The sequence below is a fragment of the Bradyrhizobium campsiandrae genome (genome assembly GCF_014529705.1).
In the GTDB taxonomy this organism is placed as follows: domain Bacteria; phylum Pseudomonadota; class Alphaproteobacteria; order Rhizobiales; family Xanthobacteraceae; genus Bradyrhizobium; species Bradyrhizobium campsiandrae.
This window is the reverse complement of the sequence record NZ_JAANIH010000056.1, coordinates 1-25,994: the sequence shown is the minus strand read 5'-3', so window position 1 is coordinate 25,994 and position 25,994 is coordinate 1. Positions and strand designations below refer to the sequence as shown.

Below are 25,994 nucleotides of genomic sequence, written 5' to 3'. Positions count from 1 at the left end.
TCTGGGCCACAAGACAGCCCGGAAACAGTATGGCTAGGGGACGCAAAGCCGGAGACACGGACAACCGCATCTCCGGCATTGCGGGGATCAGGCGGCGCGATCGAGCAGCTTCTTGGCCTTGCCTTCGAGCTCGAGCCGCGCGTCCTGGTGGGGCTTGTCGCGCGCGACGGCGGTGATGCCCTGGACGAAATCGAAGATGCTTTCCGGCGGGCGGCCTTCCTCGGCCAGCACCGCGTCGATGATTTTGCCCGTCTCGGCTTTCGAGAAGCCGCGGCGGCGCAGGAATTCGGTGCGCTCTTCGTCCTTGTGCGCGACGATGCGTTCGCGCGCCGCCTTGATGCCGGTGATGAACGGCTGCGGTGAGGAGTCCGCGAAGCTGAGCAAGGCCGGCGCCGCCTCATGGGCGAAGCGCGAAGCGGCGTATTTGGAATGGCGGATGGAGATCTCCTCGAAATCTTCGACGCCCCACAAATTGCGATTCTGGCACACGGCCCTGAGATAGAAGGACGCGATACCAAGGGTCTTGGCGCCCACTTCGCTGTTCCAGGCATAGAAGCCCCTGAAATAGAGATCGGGCGATCCATCCGCGAGCTTGCCGGCTTCGATCGGATTCAGATCGTCGACGAGGAAAAGGAAGACGTCGCGATCGGAAGCGTAGAGCGTCGTGGTGTCCTTGGTGATGTCGACGCGCGGATTATAGACGCCGGTCGACCAGTCGAGGACACCGGGCACTTTCCAACGGGTGTCGCCGGTGCCGTTGCCGGCGATGCGCTGCACGGCTTCGACCAGCTCGTGGTCGTAGATCCGGCCGTAGTCGGGGCCGGTCACGGCGCGCAGCTCGACGCGGCCGTCGTCGGTCTCGAGGGTCTTGATCTGCTCGGCGCGGTGGGCGGTCAGCCCATATTGCAGGTTGATGCCGGCGAGCGCGGCGGGGAGCTGCCGCAGATAGGCGGCCGGCGCGCCGACCTGGCTCGCGAGCTGACCAAAACTCCAGTGCGTCGGAGCGATGGGCTTGTCGGCGCCTGGTAGGATCAGGGCAAGCCGTTCGGGATCGGTGCGGCTGGCTTCGACATGGATAAGCGCGGATTCGACAACGCGCGTTCGGCTGCGCTCGGTGCGCTCGCGGACGGTCCGGCCGAGTTCGGCGAGCGAGAGATAGCGCTCGTCGTCGGGTCGCGAGAACCACTCCGAGGAAACCCGACCGATGCGCTCGCCGCGGTTGATGTCCACCTTCCAGCCGCCACTCACGTCGCGCCGGGCATCGAGAACCTGCATGTTCATGGGATCAAACTCCATGACGGGCGCCGGAAGACTCTCTCCCGACCCTCAACCCGTCACGGAAATCCGGTCCACACTCTCACTCTAATGAGGGCGTTGCGGGGTCTCCCCGCAGAAGGGGTCGGCCGAGACCCTGGGCTCGGCCGCAGGGGAAGGCTTTCCCCTCCAGGCCCCCTCTCAATCGCTGGCCCTTCCAGTCGGTTTGGGGGAGATTGAAAACTGTCAGAAAACCGCATATATTTCTGACAGGAGAAGTGCCGTGCAACGACTGACCGAACAGATTCTGGCGCACACCGAGGGCTTGCCCGAGGGCGCTCCGATCGCGGCGAAGAGCCTGCTCCATCTCGGCAATCGCGCCGCGGTGGATCAAGCCTTGTCGCGACTGGCTGAACGTGGCCGGCTGATGCGTGCCGGGCGCGGCGTCTATCTGCGCCCGGTTTCGAGTCGGTTCGGCGTCCGCGCGCCCTCCGTCGAGAAGGCCGTCGAAGCCCTCGCGCTCCAGCGCGGCGAAACCATCGTGTCGAACGGTGCCGCGGCCGCTAACGCGCTCGGCCTCACGACACAGGTGCCGGTCCGGTCGGTCTATCTGACATCGGGCCGTAGCCGGACGATGAATCTGGGCCAGCAGGTCGTCGAGCTGCGGCATGCGCCGCGCTGGCAGTTGGCGCTGGCCGATCGGCCCGCCGGACAGGCGGTGCGAGCGCTCGCCTGGCTGGGGCCGGAAAAGGCAGAAGCCGCCTTGATGACGTTGAAGCGCAAGTTGCCGTCTTCCACGTTCGGCGAACTCGTCGCGGTCGCGCCCCAGCTACCGAGCTGGCTCGCCAGGACGGTCGGCAAAGTTGCATACGGCCGAAGGAGCCATTCTCAGGTGGGCGGCCTACCTATTTAGATTGTCCGAAATTTGTATATTTATTTCGGACAATCCACTTGGTTCGCGTCCGAAAAAGGACTACAATTTTCGGACATGAACACCGACTCGCCCGATCTGAAGAAAGCCATGCTCGAGCGCATCCGTGCGGATGCGCCACGCAAGGTCTGGACGCCCAGTGACTTCGTCGATCTCGCCTCGCGGGACGCGGTCGATAAGGCGTTGCAGCGGCTGACGAAGGTCGAAATCCTTAGGCGGATTGATCGTGGGCTCTACGATCAGCCTGGCTTCAACAAACTCACCCAGAAACCCAATCCGCCTGATCCGCGCTCAGTCATCGACGCCGTCGGGCGACGTGACCAAACCCGGATGCTTGTCGACGGCATGACCGCGGCGAACGATCTGGGCCTAACTGACGCCGTCCCCGCCAAAATCGTGGTGCACACCGACGCTCGGCGCCGCGCGATCAAGCTCGGCAACGTAACGATCACCTTCCGTCCAACCGCGGCCAGCAAGCTATTCTGGGCCGGACGACCAGCGATGCGCGTCGTCCAAGCGCTTCACTGGCTGCGCGATCTCCTGGTTCGTGAAGGAGAAAGTGATCAGGTTAGGCGCAAGCTCGCCAATCTTTTCGAAGATCCCACGGTGGGACCGCCCCTCAAAGCGGATCTCACTGCCGGTATGACAGCTCTTCCGACATGGATGTGGGTGTTTCTCAAGCCGCTCGTTGAAAGCGACGCCGGCGTTCGTCGTCGGCACGTCGATGATGATCGTGATGATGCTGATCATGATCGTCATCAACAAAGAACGGCGGACGATGCCGATGATCAGCGTCATGCTGCCGTCGCCCGGCCCAAGCGAAAGCCGCTCTCCCCGCAGAAGGCACAAACTGCCAAGCGCGGTGCAGCCCGGGCGGTGAAGACATGAATCCGGCTTTCGACGAGGTTCTCGCGGCCGGGTCGGACGCGATGTTGAGCGCCTTCGATACGACGGCGCTACGCCTCGGCACGGCGTCTCAGAATATCGAGAAGGACTTCTGGGTCTGCTGGACGCTGGATGCCTTGTTCAATGGCTTGAAAGAGGGCGGACCCCGCCTCCTCTTCAAAGGTGGAACCTCCCTGTCCAAAGGGTTTGGTTTGATCAATCGCTTCTCCGAAGACATTGATGTCACGGTGTTTCGGGACGACATCGGCGAGCCGGCGACCATCGAGGAGCTCGAAGCGCTGAGTAGCAAAAAGCGCCGGGCGCGCCTCGATGCGATCAAGGACGCCTGCCAAGCCTACATCAACGGCCCGCTGCGGGCTGAGTTGACGCAGATCCTGCAGGACCGGCTTCAGGCTGCCGGCCTCGATGCCGGCGCGGCCCGAGTGGAAGCCGATGACGCTGATCCCGACGGGCAGACGCTTCTGATCTGGTATCCCGCGGCGACGCCGCGATCGGATTATGTGCGGGCAGCGATCAAGATCGAGTCGGGCGCGAAATCCGCGCTCGATCCGAACAGCGAAGTGCCGATCAAACCCTATGTCGATGATGATCTGCCGGCGCTCGACCTGACCGTGCCGGCCGTCCGCACGGTCGATCCGGAACGTACCTTCTGGGACAAGGTTGTCATCCTCCATGGGCTGCGGCGCTGGTTCGACAAGCGCGGCGAGCTGCGCGGGGGCGGCCAACGCGTTTCCCGTCACTATTATGACCTGCACCAGCTCGCCGCGGCCCGCGTCGGCGCCGCCGCCATCGCTGATCCGGCGCTCGGTGCGGATTGCGTCGCGCACGCCCGGATGTTCTTCAATCGACCGGACTTCGATCTCGCGAGCGCTGCGCCTGGCTCGTTTGCACTCGCCCCGCATGACGCGATGATCGAGCAACTGCGCGTCGACTACAGGGCCATGCAGGGCATGATCTTTGGCGATCCACCGGATTTCGAGGCGGTGCTCGACAGCATCGGCTCGCTCGAGACGCGTCTCAACAAGAAGGGCGATACGGGAGGCGGGGCCGCGCGATGAACCAGTTGGAGGGAGCTTTCGACACCGGGCAAAAGGCAGACGCGCGTGGCGCGGGCGAAGCGATCGTAACCCCGCTGCGCAAACGCCGCCTCAGCGGCGAACTCTACGAGCGCGACCCGAAGATAGAAGCCCTCATCGCCGAATTGGCAGTCCTGCCGCGTGATGGCTTGATCGCCAGGGCGGAAATCACCAAGCGCTCGGACCCGGGCTACGTCCCGAGCGAATGTCTCGTTTACTTCATTCGCGCGAGCCGTCGCGACAACAACGAGGTGTGGTTCGAGCGCCTCTATCGGATCTTGACCGAACGGGTGCTGCGCAGTTTGCCCAGGGCGGAAAGCTCCGATGGAAAGACGGAATCGCTGACGCGCGGGGTCGTGCGCGACAAGGTGTTCGGCCGGTTCGTCGAGCTCTTTTCGGCGGACCGCGCCGCCTACGACGAAAAGGTCGACTACTTCGAGGTGCGCTTCGATGGCGCGCTAGCGAGCCTGCGGCGCGATGCGCAGGAAAAGGCCTGGCGCGACGAAAACCGTTCCCAGCCCCTCGAATATGACGAGGAGAGCGGAGAACTGTCACCGGAGGTCGAGGCGGCCGCAGGGACCCACGATCCCTTCGCCGTGTCGGATTTCGACGACCCGTCTTACCGGTCGCGCCTGGATGCAGCGATTGAAGCTCTACCGACAGAACAAAGCAGGATCATTCACATGTTGAGACAGGGCTTCCCCATCGACTCCAAGGAGCCGGACGTCATGACCATCGCCAAGGCTTTGGGCCGCTCCGAAAAGACCGTCCGAACCTACCGCGACAAGGCCTTCGCCGCCCTGCGAGCTGCCATGGCCGACGGAGACGAGCGGTGAGCCCCGGCGGCGGACGTCCATCCCGCGAGGCCGTGCTCGACGCGTTCGCGGTCGAGAGCGAGCCTGGCCGGTCGACCTTGGAACGCTATCTGCGGCTATACCCGGAATATGCCGGGGAGCTCATCGACCTCTCGCGCGAACTCAGCCGCGAGGCTTATGAAGATGCCGCACCCCTCTCTGCTACCGATCGGGCGCTGATCGACGCTGCCTGGTCGCAACACGCGAAGGTTATGCCGGCGGCAGCAGCCGACCCTTTCGCGGCGCTGACGGTCGATGACTGGCGCGCCGTCGCGCAGCGTCTGGACGTGCCCCGGCAGGTCGTGACCGCACTGCGCGAACGGCGGGTCTCTCTCGTCAGTATCCCGCGACGCTTCCTGGCGATATTGGCGGATGCGATGCGCAGCTCTGTCGCACAGTTGGAGTCGTCCTGGGGGCCAGCGCACCTGATTGTCGCGCGCAGCTATAAGGCCGACAGCAAACCGGTGGCCGGCGAGCAGGTCACCTTCGAGCAAGTGCTGATCGATGCCGGCGTCCCGGCCGAGAAGCGCGCCCGGCTGTTGGCGGAGGCGGACTGACATGGACAGTGTGGAGCTCGCCAGGCAAGTCGCCGCCGAGCTTCACGCTCGCCTCGTTGCATCCGGCGCCGATCCCTGGTCGCCCTATGACTTTGCTGTCGCCGAGGCCAAGCGGCGGGGGATTGATGTCGAACGGACTGCCGCCGGCGCAGCCGTCCTCAATGGCGGCCGCGCGACTTTCGTCGCCGCCGACGATCTGATTCTTCACGAGAATATGGGCTCTCCGTTCGAGCAAGCTTTCCTCGTGGCGCATGAGATCGGCCATGTCGAGCTGGGCGACGATCCTGGTGGCGAAGCGGCGCCGATGATTGATCCGGCACGCCCGGCCGAGCCCTCACCAGTCGGAATGGATCGGGTTGTCGATTATGGACGCCGGCAACGCCGCGAAGTCCAGATGGACCTGTTCGCGCGCGAACTGCTGCTTCCGCGCACCGTCGCGCGGGCGCTCCATGTCGACCAAGGGCTCGCCGCGTCCGCCATCGCCGCGAAGCTCGGCGCGCCGTTCGAGGTCGTCGCGCAGCAGTTGTTCGATGCTTTGCTGCTGCCGCCCGTGCCTCCCGCCGCGACTGCGGCGCATGTCGAACGGCCGCTCAATCCGCTGCAAGCGGCCGCTGCGGCGCATCGCGGCGAAGCCTATCTGCTTGAGGCGGGGCCTGGCACCGGCAAGACGCAGACGCTGATCGCGCGCGTCGAGGGCCTTCTAGGCGAGGGCGTCGATCCACGGCGCATACTGCTGTTGACCTTTTCGAACAAGGCAGCGGGCGAGATGGCCGAGCGGATCGCGCGCAAGCGGCCCGAGGCTGCGGCCGCGATGTGGATCGGCACGTTCCATGCCTTCGGCCTCGATATCATCCGTCGTTTCCATGCGGAGCTCGGCCTGCCGAAGGACCCGCGGATGATGGACCGGACCGAAGCGGTCGAACTCCTCGAGGGGGAGTTCCCGCGGCTTAGGCTCGCGTACTACCGCAATCTTTACGATCCGACCCAGATCATTGCCGACATGTTGGCCGCCGTATCGCGGGCGAAGGATGAGGTGGTCGACGCCGAAACCTACGCCGCGCTCGCCGACGCCATGCAGGCGAAAGCCCAGGACTCGGATGCGCGCGAGGCGGCGGAACGCGCCGGCGAGGTTGCCCGCGTCTACGCGGCCTACGAACAGCTCAAGCGCAACGCGCATTGCATCGACTTCGGCGATCTTGTCGCCTTGCCGGTGCAACTGCTCGAAAAGGAGGCGGCCATCTGCGCGGCGCTGCAGGCGCAATATGATCATGTCCTGGTGGATGAGTATCAGGACGTGAACCGCAGCAGCGTGCGGCTGCTGAGCGCACTGCGGCCCGACGGCCGCAATCTCTGGATGGTCGGCGACGCCAAGCAGTCGATCTACCGGTTTCGCGGTGCCTCATCCTTCAACATAACCCGGTTCGGCAAGGAGGACTTCGCCGGTGGCAATCGCGGTCGATTGAAGCGTAATTATCGTTCGGTGCCGGAGATTGTCGCCAGCTTCTCCAGTTTCGCGATCACGATGCGCGCCGGCGATGCGGATAGTGGCCTCGACGCGGACCGCGACGCCAATGGACATAGGCCCGAGTTGCGCACGGTCCAGCGCGCCGAGCAGCAGCAGGTCGCCCTGGCCGACGCTATCGAGGAGCTGCGGCGTGACGGCTACGCCTATCGTGACCAGGCGGTCCTGTGCACCGGCAACGAAAAGCTGTCGACGATCGGGCAGGACCTGGAACGGCTCGGCGTGCCGGTCCTCTTCCTGGGAAGTCTGTTCGAGCGGGGTGAGGTCAAGGATCTCCTGGCTCTCCTCTCGATCCTGGTCGATCGGCGCGCCATGGGCCTGGTGCGCATTGCCTGCTGGCGAGACTTCGCCACCTCCTTTGCCGATGTGGTCGCGGTCTTCGACCATCTGCGGGCGGCCGAGCACGCGCCGGCGGGCTGGCTGCGGCATGGCGAGGCGATCCCCGGTTTGAGCGACAGGGGGCGGCAGACCGTTGCCAAGCTCGCGACTGCGCTCGATGGTTTCGATCAGACGGCCTCGCCCTGGACCGTGCTCGCGACGCTGTTGCTCGATCGCACACGCATCGCCGCGCGCCTGGGCGCGTCGGAGGATCTCGCCGACCGCACACGGGGCATCGCGATCTGGCAATTCCTCAACTTTGTGCGGGTACAACCGGCCGGACGCGGGCTGCCCATCACGCGCCTGCTCGATCGTGTGCGCAGGCTCGTGCGGCTCGGCGACGACCGCGACCTGCGCCAATTGCCGGCGGCCGCCCAGCATCTCGACGCCGTGCGGCTGATGACCATCCATGGCGCCAAGGGCCTAGAGTTCGGTGGCGTCCATATTCCTGGGCTTAACAGCGACACGATCCCACGCACGCCGCCGGCGCCGCCCTGTCCGGCGCCCGACGGGATGATCGCGGGGGCGGAGGGCAGTGCGCTGGAGGCGTTCCGCGCAGGTCAGGCCGAGGAGCAGGAGTGCCTATTTTACGTGGCGCAGTCGCGCGCCCGCGATCGCCTGATCCTTTATGCGCCGACCGAGAAGAGTAACGGCCACAACCGACCGCTTTCGCCATTCCTCGACCGTCTCGGGGCGACCTTAACACGCCGTTCGCTCGTGCCGGCACGGCCGCTTCCCGTGGCCGCGGAAGCTCGGGATATCGATTTGGTGGTCGACGGACGGCTGCGGTTAGGCGCCCCGCAGATCGCTCTTTATGAATCCTGCCCGCGTCGCTTCTTCTACACGCATGTCCTGCAGGTCGGCGGCCGGCGAACCGCGACCGCCTTCATGCATCTGCATGAGGCGGTTCGCGTGGTGGTCGAGGCGGTGATCGCGTCGGATGGACCCGTGTCCGAGCAGGCGCTGCAAGATCGCATCGATGCGGCGCTCGCCGGCGAGGGGCTCGGCGAGCACGGCTATCGCGCGGAATTCCGCGATCTGGCGCTGGCAATGCTGCGCTTCTTCCTGGCGAACCGCGCCGAAGCAGTCCCCGAAGCGCCGGTCGCGCTCAGCCTCAGTTTCGGCGGCGAGGAGATCATCGTTCGGCCGGACGAGGTGCTGGTGCGGCCGGACGGCATCCGCGCCGTGCGCCGCATTCGCACGGGTCACATGCGGTCGGCCGAGGGCAAGGATGTCGGCGCGGCGGCGCTGATGCTGGCGGTCAGGCAGTCCTTTCCCGGCGCGGTCGCAGAGCTCGTCCATCTTTCCGACGGCGAGGCACATGCGCTTGCCTTGTCCGATCGGGAGCTGAAGGGGCGCAAGGACAAGCTCGCAAAGTTTCTCGGCGACATCCGCGCCGGACGGTTTCCGGCCGAGGTTTCGTCGCGCACCTGCCCGAACTGCCCGGCCTTCTTCATCTGCGGGCAGACCCCCGACGGCCCCTTGCAAAAAAAGTTCGTCTGACCTTACCGGTCGGCCTCCCTCGCTCCGATTGGACCCTTAGAGCCGCGGCGCTGCCTCGGCCGAACCTAAGGACCCAATCTTATGAACACCGAAGAACTTCTTGATTACGACGATCTCGGCAACGCCCTGCGCGAAGGCCGGGCGTTGCGTCCGGCGCGGGGGTATCGCTTTCTCCTCGCGCAGGGCGATCTCAACTTCCAGTCCCGTGTGGTGAGCGATCCCGTGCCGCTCGGCCGCCAGTTGCTGGAAGCCGCGGCACTCGACCCGCGGGACGGTTACAGCCTCATCGCGATCCTGCCCTCGGGCGATTTCGAGGATGTGAGGCTCAACGAGCCGTTCGACCTGCGTGAGCGCGGCGCCGAGCGGTTCATCGCCTTCCAGACCGACCGCGACTTCAAGCTGACCCTCAACGACCACGAGCTGCTCTGGGGCAAGCCGGTCATCAGCGGCACGGTGCTCTACGGCCTCGCCAAGCCCGGCGAGGGGGAGGCCGTCTTCCTCGAGGTTCCCGGCGGTGAAGATCGCCTGATCGAGCATGGCGAGCTGATCGATCTGGTCCAGCCCGGCATCGAGCGGTTCATCACCGCGCGGCTGACGTTCGAGATCATCGTCAATTCGCGGCCGCGCACGGTGAACGCCCGCACGGTGACGTTCGAACAGATCGTCCAGCTCGCCTTCCCGGGCCAGCACGAACCCAACGTCGTCTTCTCGATGACCTATCGGCACGCGGCGTCGACGCCGCCCGCCGGTGAGCTCGGGGTTGGCGGCTCCGTCGACGTCAAGAAGAAGGGCACGGTGTTCAATGTCACGCGCACTGTTCAGTCGTAATCCGGACCTCAAGCGGCTGCGGGACGAAGGCTACTTCGTCCAGCAGCAGGGCGGGTATCTCGTTATGCGCGAGGTGCCGTATGTCGATGCGCGCCGGGAGGTGCGCATCGGCACCCTCATCTCCAGCCTCACGCTGGCCGGAGATCAGACGCGCCCGCCCGACACCCATGTCATCCACTGGGACGGCGATTTCCCGTGCCACGCCGACGGCAGGCCCATCCAGGGCATCTCGCATGCGGCCGGCGCCTTCGATCTCGGCCACGGCCTGAAGGCGACGCACAGCTTCTCCAGCAAGCCAGACGGCGGCTACTCGGACTACCACCACAAGATGACGAGCTACGCGAATATCCTCGCGGGCCCGGCCGCAGTGCTGAAGTCCGGCGCGACGCCTCGCACCTTCCGCGAACCGGAAGAGGAGGAGGACAGCGTCTTCAACTATGTCGAGACCGCCTCCGACCGTGTCGGGATCGGCGTCCTGACCGAGCGACTCGTCAACGAGCGGGTCGCCATCATCGGCGTCGGGGGGACCGGCGGCTACATCCTGGATTTCGTCGCCAAGACGCCTGTCCGGGAAATCCGGCTGTTCGACAGCGACGAGTTCCTGACCCATAACGCGTTTCGCGCGCCGGGCGCTCCGAGCCTGGAGGAATTGCGGGAAGCGCCCAAGAAGGTCGAATACCTGAAGCGCATCTACAGCCGGATGCACCGGAACATCGTGGCGCACGATGTCGCGCTCGGCGTCGACAACATTCACCTTCTCGACGGCGTCACCTTCGCGTTCCTGTCCCTCGATGCGGGTGACGCTAAGCGGCTGATCGTAGAGAAGCTCGAGGCGATCGGCGCCGCGTTCGTCGATGTTGGCATGGGGCTCGAGCTCGACGAGGGGTCGCTGGGCGGCATCCTGCGCGTCACCGCCAGTACGCCGGAGAAGCGCGATCACGCGCGGCAGCGCATTTCCTTCGTCGGCGGCGGCGCCAAGGACATCTACGCCTCCAACATCCAGGTCGCGGATCTCAACGCCCTGAATGCTGTCCTCGCGGTCGTCAAGTGGAAGAAGATTCGCGGCTTCTACCGCGACCTCGAGCGCGAGCATCACTGCACCTACACCACCGACGGCAACATGCTGATCAACGGGGATCTCGCGTGATACGGCACAAGCGACTCGAACATCGTTTCGTCGAACACATCCCTGAGCGCCTTGAGGCAGGCATTCTCTATGTTTCGATGGAATATGCCACATCAGCCCACAGCTGCTGCTGCGGTTGCGGCGAGGAGGTCGTCGCCCCCTTCACGCCGACGGACTGGAAGATGACGTTCGATGGCGAGACCGTCTCCCTTCGGCCGTCGATCGGCAATTGGACGCTGAAATGCCGGTCACACTATGTGATCGACCGCAGCAAGGTGATCGAGGCCGGCCCCTGGAGTGACGAGCAGGTCGAAGCCGAGCGTCGTCGTGACCGCGCTGCCAAAGCGCGCTTCTACGGGCAGACGCCAGCGATCGAACTTGCCGTTCAGCCCGCTCCCGTCAAGGCGGCTCCCGGCTTCTGGCGCCGCGCCTGGCGTTGGCTATCTGGCAGATCGTGACGATAGGCCCGACGGCAGGTTGCCGTCGGGCTATCCCGCTTCGGAACGCAGCGCAGCCCTAAGAGACAAATCAAGAACATCTATCAGGAGCTTACACGGTCTTCGCCGAAATCCTTGTGCAAGGAATGACCGACACACCATATATTGATGTTAGGCATGGGGCGATCTCCTAGCACGTGCGCGTCTCCACTCATGGTGGTGGGGACGTGGGCGAGCTTCTTGCGACCTCCTCCGGTGCCTGGCGAGGACAGATAGGCATCGAGAAGGAGCGTGGAGAATGGATGCTACCGAATTCAAGCCCGGCGATCTTGTGCGGGTGAAGTCAGGCGGGCCGATCATGACGGTCGAGCAGGTCGGGAAGACGGCCATGCTGGAGGAGGATGCCGTCTGGTGTGTCTGGTTCGAGAAGGTGGGCAACAAGCAGGTCGCGCGGAAAGACACGTTCGCGCCGGTCGTGCTGGAGAAGGCTGAGAAGCCACGAGCCGCGTTCTCCGTCGGCGTCGTTCGGGCGTAGCGTGGTGCCTCATGCCGTTTCGCGGCCTGTTCATCGGCATCGACCGTTATAGCTCGACCGGCATTGATGAGCTGACCTGCGCGCGTCGCGACGCGACGGCGCTGGAGGCACTGTTCTTCGACACGCTGGGCGGCAGCACAGTCTTGCTGGCAGATGCGGAGGCCACGCGGCAGCGGATTGAGGACGCATTTGCCGACCTGGCCGGCTGCGGCCCCGAGGATACGGTGGTGATCGCGTTCTCCGGCCATGGGTCGGAGACACATGAGCTCGTCACCCACGACGCGAATCCAGATGATCTCGCCGGCTCCGCGATCCCGCTCGAGCTGTTGCAGGAATGGTTCTCGCGGATACCGGCAAAGCGCCTGATCCTGTTCCTCGACTGTTGTTTTTCCGGCGGCATTGGGGCGAAGGTTCTGCACGTCGATGCGAAGCCGCGCAGCCTTTTGTCCGCCGAAGCGCGCCTGGCTCAGCTTGGCGGCGCTGGTCGGATCATCTTCACCGCCTCCGCGGCGACCGAGCCCGCCTATGAGCACCGCCGGTTCGGGCACGGCTTTCTGACCCACTTTCTGCTTGAGGCGCTATGTGGCGCCGAGGAAGTCGTGAGCGGCGGCAAGCTCTCGCTCTACCGCCTCCTCGAGCATGTCACGAGCCGCGTCCGGGCGGCCGCGCTGCAGGGCGGCAAAGAGCAGAACCCGACCATGCGCGGGAGCATCGACGGCGATGTCGCGTGGCCCGTGTTCGTGCCGGGCGCTAAGTATCGGGCGGCCTTCCCGGCGCGTCTGCCTGCCAAGGTGACGTCCGATCTTGCCAGCCTCTCGTCGGCCGGTTTCCCCGACGCGCTTGTCACCGCCTGGGCTGGAGCGATCCCGTCCTTGAATGCGCTTCAGATCTCCGCCATCACCGACTTCGGCGTGCTGGACGGCGAGAACCTGGTGGTGTCGGCCCCGACATCCTCGGGCAAGACGATGGTGGGCGAGCTCGCGGCGCTCCGGAACGTGCTGGATCGCAAACGGGCTTTGTTTCTGCTGCCGCTTAAGGCCCTTGTGGCAGACAAGCGGCGGCACTTCGAGAGCGTCTATGGCGGTTTCGGGGTCCGCACGGTGGAAGCGACGGGCGAGACGGACGACATCGCGCCTCTGCTGCGGGGCCAATACGATGTCGGTCTCCTGACCTATGAGAAGTTCGCCGCGATCGCGCTGACATTCCCTCATGTGCTGGCGCAGGTCGGCGCGATCGTGATCGACGAAGCGCAGATGATCGCCGACCGTGGCCGCGGCGCGAATCTGGAGTTCATTTTGACGCTCATCCGGATGCGCCGGCGTGAGGGGATCGAGCCCCAACTGATCGCGCTTTCGGCTGTGATCGGGGACACGAACGGCCTTGAGCAATGGCTCGGCGCGCGGCTCTTGCGGCGCACGGAGCGGCCCGTTCCGCTTGAGGAGGGCTTGTTGCTCGGCACCGGGCATTTCCGCTTTCTTGACCCGGAGAATGGCAATGAGCAGGTTGAGGGGCCGCTCGTTCGGCGTCTTGTCGGCGGCAAAGGATCCAGCCAGGATTGGATCATCCCGCTGGTGCGCAAGCTTGTCGCCGAAGGCCAGCAGGTGATCGTGTTTCGCGAAACCAAGGGCGAAGCCCGCGGCTGCGCCAACTATCTCGCAGAGTCGCTCGGATTGCCTCCGGCTGCCGAGGCGCTGACGCAGATGCCCGGCGGCGATCCCTCGCAGGCCAGCGCCGACTTGCGGAGCGCGCTGGGGCGCGGCGTCGCTTTCCACAACTCGGATCTCGACCGCGAAGAGCGGCGCGTCATCGAGGAAGAATTTCGCCGTAGCGGCTCGGGCCTGCGCGTCATCGCAGCCACGACGACGCTGGCGATGGGCGTGAACACGCCCGCGTCATCGGTCATCATCGCCGGCTTGAATCATCCCGGCGACGAGCCCTATTCGGTAGCCGAATACAAGAACCTAGTCGGTCGCGCGGGAAGGCTTGGCTTCGCCGAGAAGGGAGCTTCGTATCTGCTGGCGCTCGATCCGCGCGCCGAGCATGATCTGTGGTCGCGATACGTGACCGCGGAGCCGGAAGACTTGGTGTCCCGCTTCCTCGACGGTACAACCGACCCACGCTCCCTGATTATCCGCGTCCTAGTCGCGGCACAACGAGCGGCCGGCGAAGGCGTGCCGAGCGAGGAGATTGTCGAATTTCTGGAATCGAGCTTCGGCGCGTTCCAAGCCCGGCGCGCCCATAGCGCGTGGCAGTGGAGCCGGCCGGATCTGCTTTCGGCCCTAGCGGATTTGGAACGCCACGGCCTGGTGCAGAAGAACGCTACAGGCGCGTATGAATTGACCAAGCTGGGCCGTCTCGCTGGCGAAAGCGCGGCAGAGGTCGGGTCCATCGTCGCGCTCGTAGATTGCCTCGGCTCGCTTCAGCCCCAAGAAATCAGCGATCCCGTCCTGATTGCCGCAGCTCAAACGACGGTCGAGGTCGATCAACTCCTTTTTCCGATCAACCGAAAAAGCACGCAGAAAGAGCCTCAGCTATGGCCCAACGAGCTGCAGAGGCAGAATGTGCCGTGGCACGTCCTGAACGCGCTTCAGCGCGGGACAACAGAAGATCATCAGGCGACCCTGCGTGCGAAGAAGGCGGTCGCTTGTCTTTTGTTCGTGTCCGGTCGTGCCATGAGCGAGATCGAGCGCGTGCTGACGCAGTTCGGTGGTGCGTTTGGCGGCGCCGCCGGCCCCATACGCGCGGTCGCAGCGCGGACTTGCGATCTGATGCCGGTCGCGGCTCGCGTCGCCGAGATCCTGCACCCCACGCTCGATCTCGGTGACCGTGTGAGACGTCTGGCGATCCGGTTGACATATGGCGTGCCCAGCGCCGCCGTCGACCTCGCCCAATTCGCTGGAGCCGATTTGCTGCGGGGCGACTATTGCCGCTTGGCCGCCGCGCAGCTCTGTGAGCCCGAACAGATCGACGCCGCAACTGATGACCAAATTCTGGCATGCGTGGACAAGGACAGGCGCAAGCTTGCACTTGTCCGCGATGCGGCGAAGCGCGTTGCCAAGCGTCGGGCCGAAGCGGTGGCGCCTTCCGCCCCGATCCTTGAAGTATATGTGCCCTAAATTGCGCGCAACGGGGGCGTGAGGCGATTGCGTCAGATGCCCCCTCTGCGAGACGTTCCTGCCTCAGAAAGTCTCCAATGCTGGCGGAGCCAATGCGGCAGCGGGCGATCAAGCGGTCGAACGAGACAACGCGCCGCTACGGCTGCGCTCGGTGTGCAGGAGTGTCAGGATGGTCTGCCGGTTCGGAGCAAATGACCTGGTCGCCGATGGCGCCAAACCGAAGATCGTCGATTTCTTCAAAAAGCTTTTTCGACTGCATCGTGGGCGGCGATGAATTGCTCGCCGACCAGTGGCTGATCGCAAGCCTCAAGCTGCCAAGCGACGCTCCTCGTCCTCGGCTTCGTTCCCCGGCTCTCCAACCGCTTTGGTCAGGAAGAGGTCAAGCGCAGCTCGACGAGAATCACGATCCAATGCGTAGGCCGTCTGTTTGAATTCGATCCCCTCGAGTAGCCCTTGGATGTAACCGGAGATCGTGTCGGCGGCCATGATGAGCGCAGTGTCGAGCGTGTGAATGTATTTGCTCGTCACCGAGCCCTTGGAGTGGCCGACGAGCGCCGCGATGGTCACCTCGGTGAAACCGAGATCGTTGGCGATGCTGGCAAAGCTGTGACGCAGGACATGCGGGGTGACGCCGGCGAGCGGACTGTCGCTGAAAATCTGTTCCCAATGGTTCGGGAAGCTGCCGAACGCATGGTCCTCGCCCTGACCTGGGAAGACATAGGTGCCCGCTGCGGTCTTGCGCCGTTCCTCCAGATACTCGACGACGGGCAATCCGATTGGACGAATGGACTCACCTTCCTTGCTGTCCACCAGGCGCATGCAGCTCGCGTCGGTGTCAGCTTCGATCCACATTAGCGAGATCATTTCCGAGCGGCGGCAGCCGGTGAGCGCGATCTGCCGGATGATGTCCACGGTCATGGCGTATTTTTCGTTCGCCGCGGCATCGCGAAGCATTTGCCCGAGGGTGCGATACTCCGCCTCGGTCAGCCTACGATTCCGAACATTGTCCTTGGGCTTCTTGATGCCGTGCGCCGGATTGACCTCTATAATCCCAGCATCGACAGCGTAGGTGAGGATTCCGCCCAATAGGCCGACGGTGCGCGTGGCGGTGCCCGCGCCACCACGAACAATGGCGTTTCCTCGCAGCTTTTTCGTCTTGACGGCGACGCGCGTCTTGCCGGCCATGATGTCCTTCAAGACCTTGTTGATGTCGGCCTTGGTGAGATCCTTGACCCGGCGCGCGCCGATCAGCGGGATGATGTGCCGCTCGATACGGCCAGTGTCGGTGACGATGGTGGTGGGCTTTTTCGGTCGCCCGCCCTTACCCAGAATGAGGCCCGCGTTCAGATCAGCGGTATAGAGGGCGCAAAGCTCCTTGACCGTGATGGCCTTGTGATCGAGCTGACGTTCTTCGGAAGGGTTGTCGCCGCGCGCGACGCGCCCGAGTTGGACCTTCGCTTCTTGCCGGGCTGTCTCCGGCGTCCACACGCCATGCAGGCCGATGGTGTAGCGTCGCGTGCGTCCAACAGCGCGATATTGGATGAGGTAGCTGCGCTTGCCGGAGGCGAACACGCGGAGGCCGAAACCGGGCAGTTCGTCGTCCCAGATAAAATAGTCCTTCTCGCGAACATCGGCAGCGTCCACGATCCGCTTGGTCAGCTTTGCCATGAGGTGTTCCCCTCGCTAGTGAGGGGCTGCTTCCGCGGAAGCACCACGGAAGCAACCGGATGGATATCGGAGCGAAATTCTGGATAGACAGTTCGGCGCGGAAATACGAATTGTCTAGTATCTTCAGTTACATATCGCATTGTAGCGTGCCCTGTCGTGCATTTAGGATAGGCAGGCTAAATTGCTCCGAAGGCAAAGGTCACACGTTCGAATCGTGTCGGGTGCGCCATTCTCGGTCAAAGTTGGGCACCATGCTGCCCATCTTATCGTGACGCTCGATGAGATCGCAAATCGCGTCGTTCGGCCCCGTGATGCGGATTTGGTCGGGGCCGATGCAGACCTCCGCAACGAAAAGGCGCAGCCACTGGCGACGAAAGGCTGGATCGGCGCTTTGCAGGCGCGACTTGATCTTATCGGAAAACTGACCGAGCTTGGCCGCGTCCAATACGACTGGATTGATTGATTTGCGGCGTCCAAGCTGAGCGATGGCGGTTTCATGCTCGATACGCTGGAGGCGGAGGGCATCGACCCGTTCGCGCATCAGGGGGTCGTTGTGATCGGCAAAGCCGTCCTCGATGGCGCTATAGATTCTTGCCAACCGCTTGGTTGCGTCTTCCAGCGATTTGCGGTGATGGGCGATCTCGGTTGCAATTTGGTTGCCCTTACCAGCCGCCTTGGCGGCCATCTGGGCGACCAGTGAGGATAGCCGATTGGGTTCGAGGACCTTCTCGCTGACAGCATCCAAGACCAGCTCGTCGGCCTTATCCATTCGGATCGACTGCCCCTTGCAGGCAATCTTGCCCTTGTTGGCCTGGTTGGCGCAGGTGAGATAGCGATATTGGCCGCTCTTGCCGGTTCGAAGTTGCATTCCGCCGCCGCAGTTTTCGCAAACAGCGATGCCGGCCAGCAGCGTCGGGCCGTTCGTGATCCGGGCGGGAGTTTCAGACGGCCGGCGAGACTTCAGCGCGTGTTGGGTGGCAATGAAAGTATCGATATCAATGATGGCAGGTATTTCATACTTGACCCACTCCGATTGGGGTCTCGGCTTGCGCGTGCGACTGTCAACGCGATTGAAATAGTGAACCCCGATACACGATTCTGATTTCAGAATGTGCTCAATACTCGCCGTGTAGAAGAGCTTCCCTCTGCGCCGGTAGCCGTTGTTATTCAGATAAGTCGCGATTGCTTTGATGCCCATCGGAGGCAGGCCTTCCTGCCTGCCCAGCGCAAGTTTGAAGATGAGGCAGACAATGGCGGCTTCATCATCATCCTTGACGAGCTTTTTCTTTTCCTTCTTTCGCAGGACCGCGACCACCTCGGTCTTGTGGCCGTAGGGAGGGCTTGACCCATTGAAATATCCTTCCTCGGCGTTCGCCAGCATCACGTCGCGCACCACCTCCGCATTGACTTCGGAGGCATGACCATCGAAGGCCGCCAAGATGGTCTCAAGCAATTCGCCGGCTGCGCCGTCGGGAATTTCCTGTGTGGCAGATAGAAGCTTGACGCCGGCGGCTTTCAGCATGTCCTTGTAGTGCAGGTACATTCGTGCATTTCTGAAGTACCTGCTGAAATTGTAGACGATGACTTCCCGAATGCAGTTTTTCGGGTCGCACGCGAAGGCGATCATTTCCTTGAACTTTGCGCGTTGATCGGTGCGCCCCGATAGGCCCTTATCAACGAAAATCTCTACCAGCTCGCGATTGCGCGTCTCGCAGAAGGTCTGAATTTTCTCGGACTGCTCGCTGAGTGAGGTGGTATGAGCCGCCTGTCTTCGGGTGCTGACGCGTGCGTACCCGATTGCACGCTCCGCCCGCGGATTGTCCTGGCTTGCCATCGTGTCCTTCCAGTCGGCGACGGACGGGTGAATGGATCACCCGTCCGTATCCGGTCGCATGAGGTCCGCAAGTATGTCGCCGACCCAATGCAGCAGCAAGTCCACTTCCGCGTCCGTGACCGGAATGGGCGTTGCCGTTTCTTGATCGGCCTTTACCAGCCCTTTTCTACTCGGGTTGGCCTTTGTTGCCGCAGAGGTCGCACCGGTTTCCGTGCGCCTCGGCGGTCGTCCCGCCGTTCGTGCCGGGAAAGCACAGGCCGACGGTGGCCTTTGTTGCTTTGCCTTCACCTGACACGTAGGGGACCCGCACTGCCGATGGCCTTACGCTGCGAGGGATGACCATCGGCAGTACGGGTATGGATGCCCGCCTGCCCTCGTGCGGCCATCGCTTCCCGAAAACGGGAGCGATGACGCAATTACGGTCATCCGAACTCAAACGAGGGTCAAGAGCGGGGGCCTAAGATTCTCTGTATGAGGCCCGCCGACCTGATCTCGGTGACGGGCCTCCAGAGCCGCTTAAAGCCTCTCCAGATGCTCGCGCAAGCGAAGATGTCCGACTGGCAGGTGATGCGCGCTGGCGGCCGTGCACGCCGACGACAACGGATCGCGCCTGTCGTCGTCGGGGTCGAAGGGTGACTTCTCGCCTGTCAGAAGATGGCGCAGGCCGCGTTGGGGCTGACCAGTCACTTGCCCACCGGTTTGAACGTCCACTGTTGAAGAAATTGCATTTTCTCAGATGGCGCCTTTTCTGACCGCGATCAGCGCCGCCGTGCCGTTGTTCTTGTTGAAGACATACGCGCGACCCTTGGGAAGGGCCTTGAGATCGTCAGGGTGCGCCCGGAACTGCCGGGTCGCGCGAGCCGAAGCCTGGCCGGTAAAGCGATCGCCCTGCATCTGAGCTGTTAATTCGATGCCCGAACTCGTACCCGCCCAGCGGCTCAGGGTGTCTGCGTCGTCCGGATCGTTCGTTTGAAAGCAGATGAACGTGTTGATGCTGGCCCGGACTTGGCGGCCGAAAGCGGAACCGAGTTCGGGCGCGCCAGCGTCGAAGTCCGCGAGGCTCTGCGTCGACAAAACGCCGCAGACGCCGAACGTCCTGCCCATGTTGATCAGATTCAGAACATTGGCGGACGAGAACACACTGAATTCGTCGAAAAACAGCTTCCAGATCGAGCGAGAGGAGGTAGCAACCGCTTTGAGGTCGTTGATGACCAATTGGCCGATGACCTTGGCGGCGTTTTGAAACATCAAGGGAGGCAACACGAAGTAGACGGCTGCTCCCTCCCGCCTCGCATCTGCGAGGTTCAAAACCTGGCGGCCTTCGCGCCGGGCTCGTTCGGTATCGAACAGGACCCCGAGCGAACTGTTCGTCAGGAAGCGAATATCCGCCCGCAGGCCGTCTATCGCACTTTTTTCCGCAGCAGCGTGCTCGTTGATTTCCCTGACCAGGGCCTGCCGCTTTGGATCGGAAAAGCCCCGTCGTCCGACAATTCTCAGCAGGGCGTTGACGGAGAGCACGTCTGACAACTGCACAAGATCGACGGGGCGATTTTCGAACTCAAGCACCTTGAAGGCCGTTTGCAGAAACGCCTTCGCGAGGGACTCATAGTGTGGCTCCGTCCACTCGCGCAACTTCATGATGCGATCAGCTTTTGCCGTGTAATCCCCGTAGGCCAGCGGGTTGTAAGCGCAGCTATTCTGAAGGTTGAGGGTATTGAAGATGTAGACGGGGCGCCCTTGCCCCTTCGCAAACTTGCGAACCCGCTCGGCGAATTCTTCATCGCCCTTGCCATCGACGAACACCGAGGGTTGGCAGCGGCGTATGCTTGCTTCAACGAAATTCGCGACGACGACGGTCTTACCTTTTCCGGTAGAACCAGAAATCCCTACATGATGGTTCGCATCTGCGTCGCTAAACCAGAGCCAAAATCCAATTGCGAGATGTGAACCGATCAGGGTGTAGTTCCGGCGGAGCGACGCCGGCATGCGCTGCGCGAGCCAAGCGCATATGTAGGCAATTGGCGCGCGTCTGACGGGGGGCGTTCCCCCATTCCGTAGTAAGAGCGTTAGGCGGGAGTTTCGCCGGCCATGGGCGACCAACTCGAAAGCTCCTCCAGCGATCATGCCGACAGCGATGAGCGCCAGCCTGTCGAACGGCAATTCGGTGGGATCCAGCCAAATCAACGCGGTGACCGCCGGGAAAGTGCCGTGGCGCAGTGTCGCCCAATACGCCGGAAAAGCGATCATCCAGACGCTTGGATATGGAGTTTGCGAAAGGGAGAACGCCAGCAGCGCCGCGGCGACGGCGAGGAGGGCGAATGCCAAGTGCGGTCGGCCGAAAAATCGGCAGATGCCGACGGCGACCAGCGCCGAGACAAGCCCGATACCCGTCAACGCCAAGGTAGCAGCTGAAATTGCCACGAAGAGAACGACCGCAGTCAATGCAAACGTCGGTGCATCCACCGGACGGTTTTCTGTCTGGTCCGCCATCACACATGCTCCTTTGACGCTTCGTTTGACACATCCTTGCTGAGCCGAACGATCCTCACATGGTCGAGACCGGCGCTCGCACGGGAAACAGCCCGGGCCACCATGGCGGAGTCGGTGACGTACCAAACCTCCTTCGCCCCGAGATCGGCGGTGTGGTCGGCCATGATTGCCGCCAGACGGCGCCTTGATTTGACCGCCAGCTCCAGTTCGACGATGAAGCGGGCGCCGCCGTGATGCAGATAGCCGTCCGGAAGGTGTCTTGTTTCGGTTGCGCCGCTGGCATGACGAATCCGTCGCACCGGCTCGAACGACGAGCCGGGGAATTTCGCCGTTAGACCGCGCGCCACGTCAACGAGAAGAGCGTCATGGCGAAATTCGCCAGCACGGATGCCCTTGAGCGGAGGCAAACCGTCGCCCGCCACCAGCGCCCCTTTGGGCGTAAGAATGATGGGAGTTGCGCTCAGGATTTGGGATTTGACGCGCCGAAGCAAACCGGCCTCGATCAGCACCCGAACCCGCCTGGCTGCCGTACTGAAGTCCACGCCGCCCATCCATTTTGCGACCTGCGAAACAGTCACGAAACCGAACGAATTGATCCACAACAGAAGCGCAATATCTCGCTCAGTAATCTTCATCCAATACTCCTGCTACTCATCTCGATGATCCCGCCGCCGCCGCCCGCTCCGATGAGCGACCTGACCAAGTCCGTGAAACACTCGTGGAACGGGCTTGGTCAGGTCGCGGCGAATGCGAGGAAGTGCGGCGGCGGCGGGATTTCTTCGTGAAAACCTGCCCACCGAAGCTGGGCAGGCAGTCTCACTGTGCAGCCTTCGACGAGGTGCGCAGGCGGATGAGCTGGCCGGCCTGCACCACGCCCCGACTTACCTGAGGATTGTCAGCCTGCAGCCGGATGGGGTCCGCGTTGATCCGCTGCGCCAGTTCGGCCCACGTCATGTCGGACCGGACCTTCCACCAGCAGCCGTTGTCCGGGCACTCGAAAGAATCGCGGTCATCGATCTTGATGAGGGCCGCCTCGGACTCGGGGGGCTTGTGCGTGGCCGCGAATGTCACCAGGACAATACCCAACAGCCAAATCGGATCGCGGGTATCGACCAGCCAGCGCTTCAGGAAGCTCTTGAAGCCGGACATCAGACAGCCCCGTCCTGGTAGCCATGGGACGTGAGCAGGCCGTCCATGGCGGCGGCCTCCCAGCAGCCGGGCCGCCGTACCACCAGCGCGACGTCATCCAGCAGCATTTCGACGAGCGCCTCGATGGTCAGGCGCGAGCCGTCGAGGTGGCGGGCTTCGTCCACGTACTGCTGCACAAGCGCAGCCGTCTCGGTCGGGATTTTCACTTTGATCGTCATCGTCATCGTTTGCTCCTTTCAAGAGGAGCCAAAGGAGCATGAGGCCACCAAACCCTCAATCAGAAATATTTCAAGGATTCGAATAACTTAGGGCGACTCGCGACGAGTCCTTCGCGATCGTTGAAATACCTCGAGAATCCAAAATTCGGTTGGGCAGGCACAAAGAAAGCGATGAATCCTTGCGTCTCTCACCCGCCGAGCGGAGATTGCGCAGAGATAATCATTTGGTATCAGATGGTTATGTCTACTGCGTCCAAGAAAATGCCCCTTGAGCGGCAGATTTTGGCCTCGATCGCAATGGAGGCCAAGAACTCGCCAAACTTCGCTCGGTCAAGGGCGGCTACGCCGCCGCTTGCGGTCAAGACCCTTGACCGGGCGAAGTTTGGCGAGAAAACGCACCAATGCGAACGACGCCCGGGAAGGAACCCATGTTAGCACGTCGGCTGCCGGAGGAACTGTTGAGGTGTTCGCTATCTTCTAACCGGCCATCGGCTAGGCGACGATCACCGCTGATACCGCACCACGCCCTTGGCTGCGTAGGAGCGGGTGACGGCGGAGAACTCGCCCTCTAAGGTCGCTGCCGCCGACCCGCCGCTGAACCATTTCATCTCGGCCGAAGCCGTGGTCAGGGCGGGGTCGCGCGCTTACGCCGCGCTGTTGACGACGAAGCTTGAGCCCGGCAGCGTCTGGAAGCTGGCGCCGACCGTGCGGTCGGAGTTGAAGTCGAGCGGCGAAGAGGCCGCGCAGCTTCAGGATCGCGTCCTGTGAGGCGAAGGGCTTGTCAGTGCGGACGCCAAGTTCGCTGCGCGGACCGGTGACGCTCTCGCACCATAGGCCAGCGCGAAGGTGTTGGTGCCCGAGAGAACCTGCTCGGCTAGGCCGGCAAGTCGAAGGTGGTGAACTGTCCGGCGGCGTAGAACGTGACGCCCAAGCTTATCCACGGCGAGACGAAGCGATAGCCGCCATCGACGCGGCCGGAGAAGGCGTTGGCGTTGAAGCGGGCGCGGAGCTGGTCGATGCCGGCGAACGTCACCGTGCGGTCGGTCGTGACGTCCTGCCAGCCATATGCAAGCGCCGCCGAGACATTGGCAGGCCCGTTAGTGTGGCGCACGAAGGCGCAGCCTGGAACAGGTCGGAGCGGCCGGTGCCAAGGCCGTTGCAACCGCGAAATTGGTGCCGCCGCCGGCCAGCGCAAAGCCGGCAAGCGTGTTCGGCGAGAACAGATAGTCGGGGCCCTCGGCCGTCCCGAACACCCGGCTGGTCGCCGCGTTGGAGCCAAGTGAGGCGTTGCCATGGGCGGTCTGCGCGCCGCCGAAGCCCGCCGCCCAGACGCTCCAGCGGATCGTAGGTTTGCGCCAGCGGCGCCTTGCGATAGATCGCGGCGTAGGCGTCGCGCTCGTCCTTGATGCGGGCCTTGCCGTTGGCGGCGTAGGCGCTCGCGTCAACCTTCTCGGCATAGGGTGTCGCGCCGGCCCGACGGGGCCGCCGGATTGCCACGCCGCAACGAAGGGATCGGTGAGCAGGCCCATGAACAGGTTCATAGCATCGGAGGTCGTCTGCTGCGAGGCGGTCGGCAACTCGCCGGAGGCCGTCGTCAGGCCGGCGGGATTGAGGGCGGCGAACGCGAACGGGATGCCGCCGTTGCGGTTGAAGTAACTGGTCAGCGCGTTGGCGACGTTCTGCTGGTTAACGTTGAGCGGCCCGTTCGGCGTCGAGAACAGCACGTTGATGTTCAGGAACGCGTCGTGGCTGTCTCACGTCGATTGAAGGTCCGCCATATTGGAGACGACGGCGGGATTGAAGGTGCCGATGAGAGCCCCCTTCGAATTGACGATGACAAATTGCCGCTGCCGGCCCGGAAAGCGCATCCACCGCCGCCGCCGAGCGTCGCGGTGCCCGTGACGTTGGTGCGGCTTGCATTGGCGGGCGAGACCCGGATCATGTAGGTCGAGGTCGCCGTGAATGACAGATTGCCGGTGACCGTCAGCGGTCCGAAGATGCTGCCCACCGGCGCCGCCCGGAGCAAGCGCGCCGCCGCCGACCGCTGCGTTGCCGACCGCTGCGTTGCCGGCGAGAATTCCATCGGCGTTCATCGTGGCCTACGATATCCACAGCAAGTTGATCAAGCGCGGCTCCCTGCAATATTACGCAGAGGTGTCCGCGCGGTGAGGGGCGGCTGTTTCCTGAACTTAACCGCGACTCGCGTGGCTTCTTCGGTGCGGCCTCCAGGTTCTTCAACAGCTATTCAAAGCCATTGGGTGTGAAGGTGGATAAGAAGCTGAACTTCCTCAGCCTTCGACATAGCGTTGCTGACGCATTTGGGCGTGGCGGCTATCGGACGAAGAGTTCAATGTGCTTGCTGGGCCACACAGAGACGACGACAATTGAAATCTTCGCAATCATTCAGCCGGCACGTTGAACCAGCGCGTCAAAATGAGCGAGACGGTGCGGTATTCCGGTCTCTGAGACCGACGGTAGCCGGGACATGCAGGTCAGATGCCGACACGGCGTCAGGCTCGAAAGAACCCAACGGCTTACATAGCTCGGAATAGAGAAAAGGAGCATGATCGCGATGGCGCACCGACTGGAGTATTGACTTATCGCATAGTTGTGCTTTTGATGTAATCATTAAAATTGCGTTACCGCGACTTTCTCCGATTAAAATTTAAATCCCGGGGCGTCTCATGATCATTAAATCAGCTCTTCGCCGCTTGCTTCTCACCTCAGCGTTACCGATTGCTCTCGTTGCATTCTCGGCGCCCGAACAGGCCCTTGCCGCGAGTGACACCCAATTCGGCGCTAACGGCAGCACCGGAGCGAATGGCGTAAACCCAAATGATCCAGGTGGTCCTGGCGGTGCCGGCGGACCAGCTAACGCATCCGCGGCCGGCCCTGGTGATAGCAGCAATGACGCGACAGCCTACGGCGGTTCCGGAGGCGCTGGCGGAGCTGGAGCGACGGGCGGCGCAGCCGGTCCGGGCGGTGCAGGAGGCGACGCCGCCGCATCTACGAATACTTCTGTGGCCACCGGATCCGCCTCTGCGACGTCTAATGCATTCGGCGGGTCTGGCGGCGGTTCTTATTCGCCCGGCACTGGCGGACCAGGGGGCGCGGGCGGTCAGGGTGGGTCGGCGACGGCGACGAGCTCGGCAGCAACCGGAGACGCCTCACCCGCGTTCGGCAACGCATATGCTTCTGGCGGACGTGGCGGCGATGCTTATTACGCTGGCGGGACCGGCGGCGGTGGCGGACTTGCGACGGCCGCGGCGAGTGGAAGTTCGAACGGCGGCTACGTCCAGGTCTATGGCAACATCAGCGGCGGATCGGGCGGCAACGGTTACTACGGCGCCAGCGGCGGCAATGGCGCCTCTGCGAACGCCAATAACATCATCTCCGGTTCGACGACGGGCCAATTGTATCTGAACCAGTCCGCCACCGGTGGCAGCGGCGGTTCGTCGTCCGGCAACGGCTATCCCGCTGTTGGAACGGCCGGCGCGGGCGGCAACGCCTCGTCCATGTTGTCCGTGAACGACGCGATGGCGTCTTATGTGCAAGCCTACTCGACCGCTTCCGGTGGCGGTGGCGGCTTCGCTGACGGCGGCGGCACTTCCG

The 25,994-nt window shown here is 63.3% G+C and carries 20 protein-coding genes and 1 pseudogene; 12 read left to right on the top strand and 9 right to left on the bottom strand.

What is annotated here, in order from left to right:
• Positions 1 to 87 precede the first annotated feature (87 nt).
• The gene (locus G8O24_RS31730) at positions 88 to 1,281 is read right to left on the bottom strand and encodes a hypothetical protein (protein WP_024338475.1); all 1,194 of its coding nucleotides are present in this window, start codon (positions 1,279 to 1,281) and stop codon (positions 88 to 90) included.
• A 256-nt stretch (positions 1,282 to 1,537) separates the two neighbouring features.
• Between G8O24_RS31730 and G8O24_RS31725 the strand changes: the two genes are divergently transcribed.
• The 11 genes from G8O24_RS31725 to G8O24_RS31675 all read left to right on the top strand — a co-directional run bounded on the left by G8O24_RS31725 (position 1,538) and on the right by G8O24_RS31675 (position 15,023).
• A complete protein-coding gene (locus G8O24_RS31725; RefSeq protein ID WP_006023614.1) occupies positions 1,538 to 2,167 on the top strand; it encodes a DUF6088 family protein in 630 nt (209 codons plus the stop codon).
• A 75-nt stretch (positions 2,168 to 2,242) separates the two neighbouring features.
• Entirely contained in the window at positions 2,243 to 3,073 is an 831-nt protein-coding gene (locus G8O24_RS31720) for a DUF6088 family protein (protein ID WP_006023613.1), read from the top strand.
• Positions 3,070 to 4,149, top strand: a complete 1,080-nt coding sequence (locus G8O24_RS31715; RefSeq protein ID WP_006023612.1) for a nucleotidyl transferase AbiEii/AbiGii toxin family protein — start codon at positions 3,070 to 3,072, stop codon at positions 4,147 to 4,149. The genes G8O24_RS31720 and G8O24_RS31715 overlap by 4 nt, the downstream gene beginning before the upstream one ends.
• Positions 4,146 to 5,003, top strand: a complete 858-nt coding sequence (locus G8O24_RS31710; protein ID WP_006023611.1) for a response regulator transcription factor — start codon at positions 4,146 to 4,148, stop codon at positions 5,001 to 5,003. The genes G8O24_RS31715 and G8O24_RS31710 overlap by 4 nt, the downstream gene beginning before the upstream one ends.
• Positions 5,000 to 5,578: a hypothetical protein gene (locus tag G8O24_RS31705; protein ID WP_006023610.1), complete on the top strand. Its 579-nt coding sequence runs from the start codon at positions 5,000 to 5,002 to the stop codon at positions 5,576 to 5,578. Before G8O24_RS31710 ends, G8O24_RS31705 begins: the two co-directional genes overlap by 4 nt.
• Position 5,579: 1 nt before the next feature.
• Positions 5,580 to 8,981 carry a UvrD-helicase domain-containing protein gene (locus tag G8O24_RS31700; protein ID WP_006023609.1) on the top strand — a complete coding sequence of 1,134 codons (3,402 nt, stop codon included), beginning with the start codon at positions 5,580 to 5,582 and terminating at the stop codon, positions 8,979 to 8,981.
• A gap of 81 nt (positions 8,982 to 9,062) precedes the next feature.
• Complete coding sequence (locus G8O24_RS31695) at positions 9,063 to 9,809, top strand: multiubiquitin domain-containing protein (RefSeq protein WP_006023608.1); 747 nt, start codon at positions 9,063 to 9,065, stop codon at positions 9,807 to 9,809.
• Complete coding sequence (locus G8O24_RS31690; RefSeq protein ID WP_006023607.1) at positions 9,784 to 10,956, top strand: ThiF family adenylyltransferase; 1,173 nt, start codon at positions 9,784 to 9,786, stop codon at positions 10,954 to 10,956. Before G8O24_RS31695 ends, G8O24_RS31690 begins: the two co-directional genes overlap by 26 nt.
• Positions 10,953 to 11,393, top strand: a complete 441-nt coding sequence (locus G8O24_RS31685; RefSeq protein ID WP_006023606.1) for a ubiquitination-like system serine protease family protein — start codon at positions 10,953 to 10,955, stop codon at positions 11,391 to 11,393. Before G8O24_RS31690 ends, G8O24_RS31685 begins: the two co-directional genes overlap by 4 nt.
• Before the next feature lie 277 nt (positions 11,394 to 11,670).
• Complete coding sequence (locus G8O24_RS31680) at positions 11,671 to 11,907, top strand: DUF2158 domain-containing protein (protein WP_006023605.1); 237 nt, start codon at positions 11,671 to 11,673, stop codon at positions 11,905 to 11,907.
• Between the two features lie 11 nt (positions 11,908 to 11,918).
• Positions 11,919 to 15,023 (top strand): DEAD/DEAH box helicase, encoded by a 3,105-nt coding sequence (locus G8O24_RS31675; protein WP_006023604.1) that lies wholly within the window; start codon positions 11,919 to 11,921, stop codon positions 15,021 to 15,023.
• Between the two features lie 306 nt (positions 15,024 to 15,329).
• Here G8O24_RS31675 and G8O24_RS31670 read toward each other — a convergent pair whose 3' ends face one another.
• The 8 genes and pseudogenes from G8O24_RS31670 to G8O24_RS31635 all read right to left on the bottom strand — a co-directional run bounded on the left by G8O24_RS31670 (position 15,330) and on the right by G8O24_RS31635 (position 24,475).
• A complete protein-coding gene (locus G8O24_RS31670; RefSeq protein WP_188106284.1) occupies positions 15,330 to 16,691 on the bottom strand; it encodes a tyrosine-type recombinase/integrase in 1,362 nt (453 codons plus the stop codon).
• Positions 16,692 to 16,890: 199 nt separating this feature from the next.
• Positions 16,891 to 18,525 (bottom strand): recombinase family protein, encoded by a 1,635-nt coding sequence (locus tag G8O24_RS31665; protein WP_188106282.1) that lies wholly within the window; start codon positions 18,523 to 18,525, stop codon positions 16,891 to 16,893.
• A gap of 732 nt (positions 18,526 to 19,257) precedes the next feature.
• Entirely contained in the window at positions 19,258 to 21,015 is a 1,758-nt protein-coding gene (locus G8O24_RS31660) for a type IV secretory system conjugative DNA transfer family protein (protein ID WP_188106280.1), read from the bottom strand.
• A complete protein-coding gene (locus G8O24_RS31655; RefSeq protein ID WP_188106278.1) occupies positions 21,015 to 21,650 on the bottom strand; it encodes a MarR family winged helix-turn-helix transcriptional regulator in 636 nt (211 codons plus the stop codon). The genes G8O24_RS31660 and G8O24_RS31655 overlap by 1 nt, the downstream gene beginning before the upstream one ends.
• Positions 21,651 to 21,831: 181 nt before the next feature.
• A complete protein-coding gene (locus tag G8O24_RS31650; protein WP_188106276.1) occupies positions 21,832 to 22,164 on the bottom strand; it encodes a hypothetical protein in 333 nt (110 codons plus the stop codon).
• Positions 22,164 to 22,388, bottom strand: coding sequence for a hypothetical protein (locus tag G8O24_RS31645; protein WP_188106275.1), 225 nt, complete (start codon positions 22,386 to 22,388; stop codon positions 22,164 to 22,166). Before G8O24_RS31645 ends, G8O24_RS31650 begins: the two co-directional genes overlap by 1 nt.
• Positions 22,389 to 22,885: 497 nt before the next feature.
• Positions 22,886 to 23,629: pseudogene (locus G8O24_RS46395) on the bottom strand (autotransporter outer membrane beta-barrel domain-containing protein); the annotation flags it as partial.
• A gap of 507 nt (positions 23,630 to 24,136) precedes the next feature.
• Positions 24,137 to 24,475 carry a hypothetical protein gene (locus tag G8O24_RS31635; RefSeq protein ID WP_188106273.1) on the bottom strand — a complete coding sequence of 113 codons (339 nt, stop codon included), beginning with the start codon at positions 24,473 to 24,475 and terminating at the stop codon, positions 24,137 to 24,139.
• A 927-nt stretch (positions 24,476 to 25,402) separates the two neighbouring features.
• Between G8O24_RS31635 and G8O24_RS31630 the strand changes: the two genes are divergently transcribed.
• On the top strand, positions 25,403 to 25,994 hold a 592-nt coding region (locus tag G8O24_RS31630; protein ID WP_202988788.1), incomplete at its 3' end, for a hypothetical protein.

Excerpts from the sequence above, each read along its gene's own strand:
- G8O24_RS31700 (WP_006023609.1), top strand. The coding sequence starts at position 5,580 with ATGGACAGTGTGGAGCTCGCCAGGCAAGTCGCCGCCGAGCTTCACGCT.
- G8O24_RS31695 (WP_006023608.1), top strand. The coding sequence starts at position 9,063 with ATGAACACCGAAGAACTTCTTGATTACGACGATCTCGGCAACGCCCTG.
- G8O24_RS31680 (WP_006023605.1), top strand. The coding sequence starts at position 11,671 with ATGGATGCTACCGAATTCAAGCCCGGCGATCTTGTGCGGGTGAAGTCA.
- G8O24_RS31675 (WP_006023604.1), top strand. The coding sequence starts at position 11,919 with ATGCCGTTTCGCGGCCTGTTCATCGGCATCGACCGTTATAGCTCGACC.
- G8O24_RS31665 (WP_188106282.1), bottom strand. The coding sequence starts at position 18,525 with ATGGCAAGCCAGGACAATCCGCGGGCGGAGCGTGCAATCGGGTACGCA.
- G8O24_RS31645 (WP_188106275.1), bottom strand. The coding sequence starts at position 22,388 with ATGACGATGACGATCAAAGTGAAAATCCCGACCGAGACGGCTGCGCTT.
- G8O24_RS31720 (WP_006023613.1), top strand. The coding sequence starts at position 2,243 with ATGAACACCGACTCGCCCGATCTGAAGAAAGCCATGCTCGAGCGCATC.
- G8O24_RS31650 (WP_188106276.1), bottom strand. The coding sequence starts at position 22,164 with ATGTCCGGCTTCAAGAGCTTCCTGAAGCGCTGGCTGGTCGATACCCGC.
- G8O24_RS31690 (WP_006023607.1), top strand. The coding sequence starts at position 9,784 with ATGTCACGCGCACTGTTCAGTCGTAATCCGGACCTCAAGCGGCTGCGG.
- G8O24_RS31715 (WP_006023612.1), top strand. The coding sequence starts at position 3,070 with ATGAATCCGGCTTTCGACGAGGTTCTCGCGGCCGGGTCGGACGCGATG.
- G8O24_RS31670 (WP_188106284.1), bottom strand. The coding sequence starts at position 16,691 with ATGGCAAAGCTGACCAAGCGGATCGTGGACGCTGCCGATGTTCGCGAG.
- G8O24_RS31660 (WP_188106280.1), bottom strand. The coding sequence starts at position 21,015 with ATGGCGGACCAGACAGAAAACCGTCCGGTGGATGCACCGACGTTTGCA.
- G8O24_RS31710 (WP_006023611.1), top strand. The coding sequence starts at position 4,146 with ATGAACCAGTTGGAGGGAGCTTTCGACACCGGGCAAAAGGCAGACGCG.
- G8O24_RS31730 (WP_024338475.1), bottom strand. The coding sequence starts at position 1,281 with ATGAACATGCAGGTTCTCGATGCCCGGCGCGACGTGAGTGGCGGCTGG.
- G8O24_RS31655 (WP_188106278.1), bottom strand. The coding sequence starts at position 21,650 with ATGAAGATTACTGAGCGAGATATTGCGCTTCTGTTGTGGATCAATTCG.
- G8O24_RS31635 (WP_188106273.1), bottom strand. The coding sequence starts at position 24,475 with ATGAACGCCGATGGAATTCTCGCCGGCAACGCAGCGGTCGGCAACGCA.